Raw genomic sequence first — 12,173 nt, 5'->3', positions numbered from 1 at the left:
TAGGAGAAATCATGCGTATCATTTATCTCTGTATTGGCTTTATTTCACTGGCTTTAGCTGTTATTGGAGTTGTCCTACCGCTTTTACCAACAACCCCCTTTCTTTTGTTAGCTATTGCTTGCTTTTCAAAATCTTCTAAGCGTTTTGAAGACTGGCTTTATCATACAAAGCTTTATCAGACTTATGTAGCGGACTTTCGGGAAACCAAGTCAATCGCGCGTGAACGAAAGAAAAAAATTATCGTATCTATCTATATCTTGATGGGGATTTCTATTTATTTTGCCCCTCTTTTACCAGTCAAAATCGGTCTGGGAGCCCTGACTATCTTTATTACCTACTATCTCTTTAAAGTCATTCCTGACAAAGAATAGATAAAAATAGTAGTTATTTGCCTTGATAAAAATGAAAGCCTATTTAAAATAATATGATATAATAAATTCAAAGAAAACATCAAGGAGAATCAAATGATTTACGAATTTTGTGCTGAAAATGTGACCTTGCTTGAAAAAGCGATGCAGGCTGGAGCTCGTCGAATCGAACTTTGTGACAATCTAGCAGTAGGAGGAACAACACCTAGTTATGGAGTGACAAAGGCAGCGGTTGAACTGGCAGCTAACTACGACACCACCATCATGACTATGATTCGTCCCCGCGGTGACGACTTTGTCTATACTGATCTTGAAATAGCGATCATGCTAGAAGATATTCGTTTGACTGCACAGGCTGGAAGTCAAGGGGTTGTTTTTGGGGCATTAACTGCTGATAAAAAGTTGGATAAGCCTAATCTTGAGAAGCTGATTGCCGCATCTAAAGGAATGGAAATTGTCTTTCACATGGCCTTTGATGAATTGAGTGATGAAGACCAGTTGGAAGCCATTGACTGGCTCAGCCAAGCTGGTGTTACCCGTATCCTAACTCGTGCTGGAGTTTCTGGGGACTCACTAGAAAAACGTTTCGCTCATTATCACAGAATTTTGGAATATGCAGCTGGTAAAATTGAAATCTTACCAGGTGGGGGGATTGACTTGGACAACCGTCAAACCTTTATTGACCAGCTGGGTGTGACACAATTGCACGGAACCAAGGTTGTTTTTTAAAAAATAGAAAGGAACTGCTAGCTTTTGGTAGCAGTTTTCACTTATGTTTGAAATTTTTAACTCCTATCAGTTTAATAAAGAAAAAGCCCATGCCTATGGTTTTGTAGAAAATGGAGAGGTCTGGACCTATAGTTGCCAGATTTTGCAGGGTGACTTTTCCATGACAGTCTCTATCACTCCTGATAATGTGAGTTTTCAGGTTTTTGATCAGGAAACGGGTGACCTCTATCCTCAAGTACATATGGAAAGTATGCGGGGAAGTTTTGTCGGAAGTGTTCGTGAGGCTTGTTTGGAGATTCTTTACCAGATTCGGAAGGCTTGCTTTGATGTACAGGATTTTATCTGCCCTCAGACTAAGCGTATCATGGCTCAAGTTCAGGAAAAGTATGGTGATCCGTTGGAGTATTTGTGGGAAAAATCGCCTGATACAGCTGTATTGCGCCATGAAGGCAATCAAAAGTGGTATGCTGTTGTGATGAGAATTCCATGGAATAAGCTGGAAAAGGGCAGAGAAGGGCTAGTCGAAGCAGTCAACCTCAAACACGACCAAGTAGCTGACTTGCTTTCAAAAAAAGGCATTTATCCAGCATTCCATATGAACAAACGCTACTGGCTTAGTCTGGCGCTTGATGATAGTTTGCAAGATGAAGAAGTGTTAGAACTCATCGAAAGAAGTTGGAACTTGACCGTGAAAAAATAAAGAAATTCGCTTGAGTTTTCAAACACTTTCAATTAGCAAAATATTCTTTACTGAAGAAATTTTCAGAAAATATTGGATTTTTTCTTGACAAGAGATTTTTCCTATGCTAAAATACTTAACAAGACATCAAACGAAGGAGAAAGTCAAACATGAAAACAGCTAAGTTTAATCAATTTGCTTTGTTGTTGAGGTACTCGGGCTAGTGCAGAAGCATTAGTCCTGTTTGGCTTACCAAGCGGGAGTAAATCAACATCTCGCTTGGGCTTCTGAGCGAGATGTTTTTTTAAAACCATATTTGGAAAAGGGGAAATCTTATGCGTAAAGTTGAATTTTTTGATACAAGTCTTCGTGATGGGGAACAAACACCTGGTGTTAACTTCTCAATAAAGGAAAAAGTTTCCATTGCAAGACAGCTGGAGAAATGGGGAATTTCTGTAATTGAAGCTGGTTTTCCTGCTGCTAGTCCAGATTCATTTATAGCTGTTCAAAAAATTGCTAGAGCCATGAAAAAAACAGCAGTGACAGGATTAGCTCGTTCTGTAAAATCTGATATTGATGCTTGTTATGAGGCTCTTAAGGATGCCAAGTATCCACAAATTCATGTCTTTATCGCTACCAGTCCGATTCACCGCAAGTATAAACTCAATAAGAGCAAGGAAGAGATTTTAGAAGCTATTAAGGAGCATGTTTCTTATGCACGTTCTAAGTTTGAGGTTGTCGAGTTCTCTCCTGAAGATGCGACTAGAACAGAGTTGGATTTCCTCTTACAAGTCGTTCAAACAGCGGTCGATGCAGGTGCATCTTATATCAATATCCCTGACACAGTTGGCTTTACGACTCCAGAAGAGTTTGCACGCATCTTTGATCACTTGACTGAAAATATTAAATCAGATCATAAAGTTGTCTTTGGTGTCCACTGTCACGATGATCTCGGTATGGCAACTGCAAATACTTTGACAGCAATTAAACACGGTGCTGGACGTGTCCAGGGAACTATTAATGGTATCGGTGAACGCGCAGGTAATGTTGCTCTTGAAGAAGTAGCTGTTGCTTTGAAGATTCGTGAGGATTTCTTCCAAGCAACTAGTGATATTGTTTTGGATGAAACAATGAATACGTCAGAAATGGTTTCTCGCTTCTCTGGTATTCCAGTTCCTAAAAACAAGGCTGTCGTTGGTGGCAATGCCTTCTCTCATGAATCGGGTATTCACCAAGATGGAGTCCTTAAAAATCCTCTTACTTATGAGATCATCACACCTGAATTGGTCGGTGTTAAGAGTAATAGTCTTCCGCTTGGAAAATTGTCAGGTCGCCATGCCTTTGTTGAAAAACTAAGAGAACTGGCCCTAGATTTTACAGAAGAGGATATCAAACCACTCTTTGCTAAGTTCAAGGCACTAGCGGACAAGAAACAAGAAATCACAGATGCAGATATTCGAGCTCTGGTAGCTGGAACCATGGTTGAAAATCCAGAAGGCTTCCACTTTGATGATTTACAACTTCAAACTCATGCAGATAATGACATTGAAGCGCTTGTTAGTCTGGCTAATATGGATGGTGAGAAAGTTGAATTTAATGCGACAGGACAAGGCTCTGTTGAAGCGATCTTTAACGCTATCGATAAGTTCTTTAACCAATCTGTCCGCTTGGTGTCCTATACCATTGATGCTGTGACAGATGGAATCGATGCCCAGGCTCGTGTTTTGGTCACTGTTGAAAACAGAGATACAGAAACCATCTTTAACGCAGCAGGTCTTGACTTCGATGTATTGAAGGCTTCGGCTATTGCTTATATCAATGCCAATACCTTTGTTCAAAAAGAGAATGCTGGTGAGATGGGGCGTAGTGTTTCCTACCGAGACATGCCTAGTGTGTAAAGGAGAAGGCTATGACAAAGAAAATAGTAGCTCTAGCAGGGGATGGAATCGGTCCAGAAATCATGGAAGCTGGTTTAGCGGTTCTGGAAGCTCTAGCTTCAAAAACAGGATTTGACTATGAGATAGACAGACGCCCCTTTGGAGGTGCGGGTATTGATGCTGTGGGGCATCCCTTACCTGATGAAACCCTCAAGGCATGTAGAGAAGCAGATGCTATTCTCCTTGCGGCTATCGGTAGTCCCCAGTATGATGGGGCGGCGATTCGGCCTGAACAAGGCTTGCTAGCTCTTCGTAAGGAACTCAATCTCTATGCCAATATTAGGCCTGTAAAAATCTTTGACAGTCTCAAGCATTTATCACCTCTCAAACCGGAACGAATTGCTGGTGTAGACTTTGTCGTGGTGCGTGAGTTGACAGGTGGGATTTACTTTGGGGATCATATCCTTGAAGAGCGAAAAGCGCGTGATATCAACGACTACAGCTATGAGGAAGTAGAGCGGATTATTCGCAAGGCATTTGAAATTGCAAGAAGTCGCAGAAAAATCGTTACTAGTATCGATAAGCAAAATGTTCTAGCAACATCAAAACTCTGGCGCAGAGTAGCTGAAGAAGTTGCGCAGGATTTCCCAGATGTTATCTTGGAACACCAGTTGGTGGACTCAGCTGCCATGCTCATGATTACCAATCCTGCTAAGTTTGATGTCATCGTGACGGAGAATCTCTTCGGGGATATTCTATCAGATGAATCAAGCGTTCTATCTGGCACACTTGGAGTTATGCCATCAGCTAGTCATTCTGAAAAAGGTCCAAGCCTCTACGAACCCATTCATGGTTCAGCACCCGATATTGCAGGTCAAGGAATTGCTAATCCTATCTCTATGATTTTGTCAGTTGCCATGATGTTGAGAGATAGCTTTGGACGTTATGAGGATGCAGAGCGTATCGAGCGTGCTGTTGAAGCTAGTTTAGCGGTTGGCATTTTAACAAGAGATATTGGAGGACAGGCTTCGACTAAGGAAATGACAGAAGCCATCATTGAAAGATTATGAAGATAAATGAAGGAATCACGCTTGCCTTCTTGATTTGGAATTTGCTGATTTTCTTGATTTATGGCATTGACAAATCCAAGGCAAGAAGAGGTGCTTGGCGCGTCCCAGAGAAAATCTTACTCATTTTAGCCCTTACTTGTGGTGGTTTTGGTGCCTGGTTGGCAGGAATCACCTTTCACCACAAGACTAGAAAATGGTATTTTAAAACAGTTTGGTTTCTCGGGATGGTGACCACACTAGTAGCCTTATATTTTATTTGGAGGTAATGGATGGTAGGAAAAACGATTTTTGATAAATTATGGGACCGTCATGTCATCACAGGAGAAGAAGGGCAACCCCAACTCATGTATGTAGATCAGCACTATATTCATGAAGTGACCAGTCCCCAAGCTTTTCAAGGATTACGAGATGCAGGCCGCAGATTGAGACGGCCCGACTTGACATTTGGGACCTTTGATCACAATGTACCAACCGTCAATATCTACGATATTCGAGATGTTATTTCTAAGGCTCAAATTGATAAGCTCGCTGAAAATGTTGAGGAGTTTGGGATTGAACATGCGGCCCACGGTTCTGAAAAGCAGGGCATCGTTCACATGGTTGGTCCAGAAACAGGACGGACGCAACCAGGAAAATTCATCGTTTGTGGAGATAGCCACACAGCTACTCACGGAGCTTTCGGAGCTATCGCCTTTGGGATTGGGACCAGTGAGGTTGAGCATGTCTTTGCTACCCAGACACTCTGGCAAGTTAAACCTAAGAAAATGTTGGTAGAATTCACCGGTGTTCCTCAAAAAGGAGTTTATTCTAAGGATTACATTCTCGCCTTAATTGCCAAGTACGGCGTTGCCTGTGGTGTTGGCTATGTGGTTGAATATCGTGGAGAAGCCATTGATGCACTGACCATGGAAGAGAGAATGACCATCTGCAATATGTCCATCGAGTTTGGCTCCAAGATGGGAATTATGAATCCGGATCAGACTACCTATGACTATCTCAAGGGACGGGAATGTGTTCCCGAAGCTTTTGAGGAGGCTGTGGCGGATTGGAAAACCCTAGTTAGCGATGAGGATGCCGTCTATGATAAGGTTATCCAGATGGATGTCTCAGACTTGGCTCCCATGGTGACTTGGGGCACCAATCCTGCTATGGGAGTTGACTTTGACAGTAGCTTCCCAGAAATTAAGGATATGAATGATGAACGAGCTTATCATTACATGGACTTGGAGCCTGGTCAAAAGCCAGCGGATATTGAACTAGGTTATATCTTTATCGGGTCTTGTACCAATGCTCGTCTCAGCGATTTACAACTGGCTGCGCGATTTGTCAAAGGGAAGAAAATAGCTCCCAACTTAACTGCTATCGTGGTTCCAGGCTCTCGTCCTGTCAAACGAGCTGCTGAGAAGTTGGGCTTGGATAAGGTTTTCTTAGACGCTGGCTTTGAGTGGAGAGACCCAGGTTGCTCTATGTGCCTGGGGATGAATCCGGACAAAGTCCCTGATGGGGTCCACTGTGCCTCAACCAGCAACCGCAACTTTGAAGATAGACAGGGATTTGGTGCTAAGACCCATCTCTGCAGTCCAGCCATGGCAGCTGCAGCGGCTATCGCAGGGCGCTTCGTAGATGTTCGGCAAATGCCAGAGGCCCAGTAAGGAGAGGATATGGAGAAATTTACAGTTTATACAGGAACGACCGTTCCTCTCATGAATGATAACATCGACACCGACCAAATACTCCCCAAGCAGTTTCTCAAGTTAATTGATAAAAAAGGCTTTGGTAAGTATCTCATGTATGCTTGGCGTTATCTGGACGATAACTATACTGAGGATCCAGACTTTGTCTTTAATCAACCTGAATACCGAAAAGCCAGTATCCTCATCTCGGGGGATAACTTTGGTGCGGGGTCTTCGAGGGAACACGCAGCTTGGGCTCTAGCTGACTATGGTTTTAAGGTCGTGATTGCAGGTTCTTTCGGGGACATTCATTACAATAATGAACTCAATAATGGCATGTTGCCCATTGTTCAGCCTAGGGAGGTTAGAGAAAAGCTAGCCCAACTCAAACCGACCGATCAGGTAACTGTGGACTTGGAACAACAAAAAATCATCTCACCAGTTGGAGAATTCACTTTTGAAATTGATAGCGAATGGAAACACAAGCTCTTAAATGGTTTGGATGATATCGGAATTACTTTGCAGTATGAAGATTTGATTGCTGCTTATGAAAAACAACGTCCAGCCTACTGGCAGGATTAGAAAAATAGAAAAGGACATATAGAACTATGACAAAACACATTCAATGGAACGGAACACTTTCTCAAGAAGGCTATGACATTTTAAAAGGTGAGGGCGGATGTATCGTTTGTCCTACAAAAGTTGGTTACATCATCATGACTAGCGATAAGGCAGGACTTGAGCGTAAGTTCGCAGCCAAAGAGCGTAACCGTAACAAACCAGGTGTTGTACTTTGTGGTAGCATGGACGAGCTTCGTGCTTTAGCACAACTCAATCCAGAAATTGAAGCCTTCTACCAAAAACATTGGGACGAAGATATTCTCCTCGGTTGTATCCTTCCTTGGAAACCAGAAGCTTTTGAAAAACTCAAAGCATACGGTGATGGCCGTGAAGAACTTATGACTGACGTTCGTGGTACTAGCTGTTTTGTCATCAAGTTTGGTAAAGCTGGTGAACAATTGGCTGCTAAACTTTGGGAAGAAGGGAAAATGGTCTACGCCTCATCAGCAAACCCATCTGGAAAAGGAAATCGTGGTAAGGTAGAAGGAATCGGAGAACGTATCGAAGGAGCAGTGGACCTTGTCATCGAAGCAGACGACTATGTGGCATCCATCCAACCTGACAAAACAATCGAAACTCGCTACGAGCAAGGTGTGATGGTGTCTATGGTCGATAAAGACGGAAAACTCATCCCAGAACAAGGAGGAGCCCGTTCAATCTCACCAGCGCCAGTTGTTATCCGCAAAGGGCTTGACATTGATAAAATCATGATGCACCTGTCAGATACCTTTAACTCATGGGACTACCGCCAGGGTGAGTATTACTAAGATAAAAAAAGAAGTCTAGTGTTAAGAGTCATTGAAGCTCCTAACGCTGGGCTTTTTCTTTAGAAATTCTTTTCATTTCCCATAGGATATGATATGCTATAGATGAACTATATATTAATAGAACTTACTTGTGAAAGTAAATTAAAGGAGTATTCAAATGAACAGTGAGCAAAATAACTATTTTTTTGTTGGTACAAAATTTGGTGATGATGATTATCTTGAATATTTTATGAAAGAAGGAAAGTGGGAATTAGGATGGCATAATAACGAGGAAAATAAACAGTATCAAAGAATGTTAAAGTTGTTTAATAAAATTAAACCAGGTGACGTTTTATTTGCTAAATCTACATATGTCAAAAAGAAGAATTTACCTTTTGTAAAGAAAGATGATTTAAAGGTTTCTGTGATGAAAATTCGTGGAATGGCGACTGTTAAAGAGGTTTTAGATGATGGGCATACCATTATTGTTGCTTGGAAAAAAGAGTATATAGAGAGGGAGTGGTTTTTCTTTACGGGGCAAGAAACAATATGGTTTCCATCAGATATTAAGTATCGAACTAAAGAGACTAACCAGTTAATAAAATTTGCAGCAAGTGATGAAATCATAATTCAAGACTATGACTATTTTTTGAATCATCCTAATTGGAAAAAGTATAAAAAATTAGAAAGTGAAACTATGTTAAGGAATGATTTTTTATTTAATTATAGTGGTATATTAAAAAAATCCAAAAACCTCATCCTCCGTGGTGCACCTGGCACAGGAAAAACTTATCTTGCTAAAGAAATTGCTAAAGAATTAACGGGTGGCAACGAAGACCAAATCGGATTTGTACAATTTCATCCATCCTATGATTATACTGATTTTGTAGAGGGGTTGAGACCTGTATCAAATGGTGATGGAGCTATCGAGTTTAAGCTAGAAGATGGTATTTTTAAGAAGTTTTGCCAGAAGGCTAAAGAAGCTCAGAAAACTGGAGGCCAAGATAATTTTGAGGAAGCGTGGGATCTTTATCTTGAATATGTAAATAGCAGAGATGAAAAAGAATATTTGACAGAATTTTCCTATCTCACAGTAAATAGTAGAAATAATTTTAATATCAATTATGAAACTAAAGCCCAAGGAACTTGCTTAACAAAATCTTATGTTTATGAACTCTATAAAGATGAAAAATATCTGAAACAGCCTTATTATCGTAATCAAGGAAAAAAAGTCCTAGAAACATTGAGAAAGAGATTTGGTTTGAAAGACTATGTTTCCCCAACAGAAATTGATACTGATAAGAAATTCGTCTTCATCATCGATGAAATCAATCGTGGAGAGATTTCAAAGATTTTTGGTGAACTCTTTTTCTCTATTGACCCTGGTTATCGTGGTGAAAAGGGAAGTGTTTCTACCCAATATGCTAATTTACATGAGACTGATGACAAGTTTTATATTCCTGAGAATGTCTACATCATCGGAACAATGAATGATATTGACCGTTCAGTAGATACCTTTGATTTTGCTATGCGTCGTCGTTTCCGTTTTGTTGAAGTTACTGCCGAGAGTCAAGTTGGTATGCTTGATGACGTGCTTGGTGATAAAGCCGAAGAAGCAAAAACTCGTCTAAGAAACTTGAATGCTGCTATCGAAAACGTTCAAGAGCTAAATAGTCATTATCATATCGGACCAAGTTATTTCCTTAAGTTGCAGGATGTGGATTTTGACTATGAGTTACTCTGGTCTGATTACCTCAAACCTCTATTGGAAGATTACTTACGTGGTTCTTATGAGGAGGCCGAAACTCTGGATACATTGAAAAAAGCATTTGATCTGACAAATAACGAGCAAACAGTTCAGCAAGATACTGGTGATAATGATGCGTATAACTGATAATCAGCATAAAATTGCTAAAGAAGACTTTGTAGCAGAATATCCCAAACTAAGTCAAGCGCTTCTTGATAGAACACTGGATAACCTTTCTCGAGAGGACCGTATCTTTATTTTCCCGAATGATTTGATGAATTCTCCTGATTTAGACAAGGACCAAAAGATTTTGGAAACAGTTAATCAGGAAATCAAGACAGGAAACGTAATTGGTTTTCTTGGATATGGTCAGGAAAGATTAACGATTTCCTCTCGTTTTTCTGATGAAAGTAACGACCATTTTTTGCATTATCTTTTACAAAAGGTTCTTCATATCAATCTCACTAGTTTAGATGTAGCTTTGTCGCGTGAAGATAAGCTCTATCAACTTTTGATGTACCTCTTTCCCAAATATCTGCAAGCTGCTCTCAGAAAAGGTCTTTATAAGGAATACCAAAGATTTTCTCATAACGACAGTCATGTAAAGGGAGTGATAGATGTGGGAAATCATCTTAAGAGAAATGTTCCTTTTATGGGAAATATTGCCTACACAACGAGAGAATTCACCTATGATAATCCCCTCATGCAGCTGATTCGGCATACGATTGAGTACATAAAGACTCAAAAAGGTTTTGGAGCACTACTCGATAGTAATCGTGAAAATGTATCTGAAATCGTGCGTGTAACGCCCTCTTATAAACTAGCTGATCGTGCCAAGATTATTCGGGGAAATCAATCTAAACCTATACGTCATGCATACTTTCACGAGTACAGAAAGTTGCAAGAGCTTTGCCTGATGATCCTAAATAGAGAGAAGCATGGGTTAGGATATCAAGAGCAAAAAATCCATGGTATTCTTTTTGATGTTTCCTGGCTTTGGGAAGAGTATGTTTATACCCTGTTGCCAAAAGATTTCATACATCCTCGAAATAAGGATAAGACGGACGGAATTTCAGTATTTTCTAATCGTGAAAGAAAAGTATTTCCAGATTTTTATCATAAAGAGTTAAAAATAGTTCTAGATGCAAAATATAAAAAACTGGAGTTTACTGAAAAAGGGATCAATCGCGAGGACTTGTTCCAGTTGATTTCCTATTCTTATATTTTAGAAGCTGAGAAAGCTGGTCTTGTTTTTCCGAGCAAGCACAAGGTTGTTGATAATGAGATAGGAAAGCTAGCAGGTTATGGAGCTTTGTTGAAGAAATTGTCTATCCAAATCCCTCAGAATGCTTCATCTTACAATGAATTTTGTAAAATGATGGAAAACTCAGAAGAAAATTTTAAAGCGATTATTGATGAAGAAGTGGGGAGAAAATAGTCTCTTCACTTTTTTGCTATTTATATAAGCAATTCCCGAACAATATAATTTGATTATTGAAAATATTTGACAAAAACTGTACTTTGGTTTATAATAAGTCAAGGAAACGTCGGAAAAAGGCGTAGAGATGCGCAAGCATAGGTAGATCATTACAAAAGAAACGAGACATCGATATGTTAAATGAATTTCCAATTTTTGATTACGAAGATATTCAGTTGATCCCAAATAAATGTGTCATTAAAAGCCGTGCAGAAGCAGACACAAGTGTCACACTTGGAAATCACACTTTCAAACTACCTGTTGTGCCAGCAAATATGCAGACGATTTTGGATGAGAACGTAGCAGAGCAACTTGCTAAAGGCGGTTACTTTTACATTATGCACCGTTTTGATGAAGCGGGGCGCATTCCTTTTATCAAACGTATGCACGATCAAGGGCTCATTGCTTCCATTTCTGTTGGTGTCAAGGATTACGAGTATGACTTTGTTAGCCAGCTCAAGGCTGATGCTCCTGAGTACATCACAATTGATATTGCTCACGGTCATGCGGATAGCGTGATTTCTATGATTCAGCACATCAAGAAAGAATTACCAGGTACATTTGTCATTGCTGGAAATGTGGGAACGCCAGAATCTGTGCGTGAATTGGAAAATGCTGGTGCGGATGCTACTAAGGTAGGAATCGGTCCTGGTAAGGTTTGTATCACAAAGGTCAAGACTGGTTTTGGTACAGGTGGTTGGCAGTTGGCTGCCCTACGCTGGTGTGCCAAGGCTGCACGTAAACCGATTATTGCTGATGGTGGGATTCGTACTCATGGTGATATTGCCAAGTCTATCCGTTTCGGTGCCAGCATGGTCATGATCGGTTCCCTTTTTGCAGGACATATCGAAAGCCCAGGAAAGACGATTGAAGTCGACGGCGAACAGTTCAAAGAATACTATGGTTCAGCTTCTCAATACCAAAAGGGAGCATATAAAAATGTGGAAGGTAAGCGCATCTTACTGCCTGCTAAAGGGCATTTGCAAGACACCCTTACTGAGATGGAGCAGGACTTACAAAGTGCTATCTCTTATGCAGGTGGACGCAAAGTTGCGGACCTCAAACATGTTGATTATGTTATCGTGAAAAACTCTATCTGGAACGGGGATGCTTCACACTAACGGACGCTTAGTTTACCCATAAAAAACTTGTTATTAGAGCAAATTTCTGTTATAATAAGACAAGT

The 12,173-nt window shown here is 40.5% G+C and carries 12 protein-coding genes; all 12 read left to right on the top strand.

What is annotated here, in order from left to right; all coding sequences use genetic code 11:
- Nucleotides 1-11 precede the first annotated feature (11 nt).
- Nucleotides 12-371, top strand: coding sequence for a YbaN family protein (locus HMPREF2991_RS09705; RefSeq protein ID WP_001220350.1), 360 nt, complete (start codon nt 12-14; stop codon nt 369-371).
- Nucleotides 372-464: 93 nt separating this feature from the next.
- The gene (locus tag HMPREF2991_RS09700) at nt 465-1,097 is read left to right on the top strand and encodes a copper homeostasis protein CutC (protein ID WP_070683964.1); all 633 of its coding nucleotides are present in this window, start codon (nt 465-467) and stop codon (nt 1,095-1,097) included.
- A gap of 43 nt (nt 1,098-1,140) precedes the next feature.
- Complete coding sequence (locus tag HMPREF2991_RS09695) at nt 1,141-1,797, top strand: MmcQ/YjbR family DNA-binding protein (protein ID WP_070683961.1); 657 nt, start codon at nt 1,141-1,143, stop codon at nt 1,795-1,797.
- A gap of 314 nt (nt 1,798-2,111) precedes the next feature.
- Nucleotides 2,112-3,674: a 2-isopropylmalate synthase gene (locus tag HMPREF2991_RS09690; RefSeq protein WP_070683956.1), complete on the top strand. Its 1,563-nt coding sequence runs from the start codon at nt 2,112-2,114 to the stop codon at nt 3,672-3,674.
- An 11-nt stretch (nt 3,675-3,685) separates the two neighbouring features.
- On the top strand, nt 3,686-4,723 hold the full coding sequence (gene leuB / locus HMPREF2991_RS09685; protein WP_070683953.1) for a 3-isopropylmalate dehydrogenase: 1,038 nt from the start codon (nt 3,686-3,688) through the stop codon (nt 4,721-4,723).
- Nucleotides 4,720-4,989, top strand: coding sequence for a DUF1294 domain-containing protein (locus tag HMPREF2991_RS09680; protein WP_070683951.1), 270 nt, complete (start codon nt 4,720-4,722; stop codon nt 4,987-4,989). Before leuB ends, HMPREF2991_RS09680 begins: the two co-directional genes overlap by 4 nt.
- A gap of 3 nt (nt 4,990-4,992) precedes the next feature.
- Nucleotides 4,993-6,375, top strand: coding sequence for a 3-isopropylmalate dehydratase large subunit (leuC, locus tag HMPREF2991_RS09675; RefSeq protein WP_070683949.1), 1,383 nt, complete (start codon nt 4,993-4,995; stop codon nt 6,373-6,375).
- A 9-nt stretch (nt 6,376-6,384) separates the two neighbouring features.
- Entirely contained in the window at nt 6,385-6,978 is a 594-nt protein-coding gene (gene leuD, locus HMPREF2991_RS09670) for a 3-isopropylmalate dehydratase small subunit (protein WP_070683947.1), read from the top strand.
- A gap of 26 nt (nt 6,979-7,004) precedes the next feature.
- Nucleotides 7,005-7,784, top strand: coding sequence for an L-threonylcarbamoyladenylate synthase (locus HMPREF2991_RS09665; RefSeq protein WP_070683945.1), 780 nt, complete (start codon nt 7,005-7,007; stop codon nt 7,782-7,784).
- 157 nt (nt 7,785-7,941) lie between these two features.
- Nucleotides 7,942-9,657: an McrB family protein gene (locus tag HMPREF2991_RS09660; protein ID WP_001083684.1), complete on the top strand. Its 1,716-nt coding sequence runs from the start codon at nt 7,942-7,944 to the stop codon at nt 9,655-9,657.
- Nucleotides 9,644-10,948 carry an McrC family protein gene (locus HMPREF2991_RS09655; protein WP_070567512.1) on the top strand — a complete coding sequence of 435 codons (1,305 nt, stop codon included), beginning with the start codon at nt 9,644-9,646 and terminating at the stop codon, nt 10,946-10,948. Before HMPREF2991_RS09660 ends, HMPREF2991_RS09655 begins: the two co-directional genes overlap by 14 nt.
- Nucleotides 10,949-11,121: 173 nt before the next feature.
- Complete coding sequence (locus HMPREF2991_RS09650; RefSeq protein ID WP_070683943.1) at nt 11,122-12,108, top strand: GMP reductase; 987 nt, start codon at nt 11,122-11,124, stop codon at nt 12,106-12,108.
- Nucleotides 12,109-12,173: the final 65 nt, after the last annotated feature.

The sequence above is a fragment of the Streptococcus sp. HMSC072D07 genome (genome assembly GCF_001814835.1).
In the GTDB taxonomy this organism is placed as follows: Bacteria; Bacillota; Bacilli; order Lactobacillales; family Streptococcaceae; genus Streptococcus.
Note: the sequence above shows the minus strand (reverse complement) of the source record. Positions and strands in the feature narration are given on the sequence as shown.

What these genes read in the sequence shown, in the direction of transcription:
- HMPREF2991_RS09650 (WP_070683943.1), top strand. Translation starts at nt 11,122, where the DNA reads ATGTTAAATGAATTTCCAATTTTTGATTACGAAGATATTCAGTTGATC.
- leuC (WP_070683949.1), top strand. Translation starts at nt 4,993, where the DNA reads ATGGTAGGAAAAACGATTTTTGATAAATTATGGGACCGTCATGTCATC.
- HMPREF2991_RS09690 (WP_070683956.1), top strand. Translation starts at nt 2,112, where the DNA reads ATGCGTAAAGTTGAATTTTTTGATACAAGTCTTCGTGATGGGGAACAA.
- HMPREF2991_RS09660 (WP_001083684.1), top strand. Translation starts at nt 7,942, where the DNA reads ATGAACAGTGAGCAAAATAACTATTTTTTTGTTGGTACAAAATTTGGT.
- HMPREF2991_RS09695 (WP_070683961.1), top strand. Translation starts at nt 1,141, where the DNA reads ATGTTTGAAATTTTTAACTCCTATCAGTTTAATAAAGAAAAAGCCCAT.
- leuD (WP_070683947.1), top strand. Translation starts at nt 6,385, where the DNA reads ATGGAGAAATTTACAGTTTATACAGGAACGACCGTTCCTCTCATGAAT.
- leuB (WP_070683953.1), top strand. Translation starts at nt 3,686, where the DNA reads ATGACAAAGAAAATAGTAGCTCTAGCAGGGGATGGAATCGGTCCAGAA.
- HMPREF2991_RS09705 (WP_001220350.1), top strand. Translation starts at nt 12, where the DNA reads ATGCGTATCATTTATCTCTGTATTGGCTTTATTTCACTGGCTTTAGCT.
- HMPREF2991_RS09665 (WP_070683945.1), top strand. Translation starts at nt 7,005, where the DNA reads ATGACAAAACACATTCAATGGAACGGAACACTTTCTCAAGAAGGCTAT.
- HMPREF2991_RS09700 (WP_070683964.1), top strand. Translation starts at nt 465, where the DNA reads ATGATTTACGAATTTTGTGCTGAAAATGTGACCTTGCTTGAAAAAGCG.
- HMPREF2991_RS09655 (WP_070567512.1), top strand. Translation starts at nt 9,644, where the DNA reads ATGCGTATAACTGATAATCAGCATAAAATTGCTAAAGAAGACTTTGTA.
- HMPREF2991_RS09680 (WP_070683951.1), top strand. Translation starts at nt 4,720, where the DNA reads ATGAAGATAAATGAAGGAATCACGCTTGCCTTCTTGATTTGGAATTTG.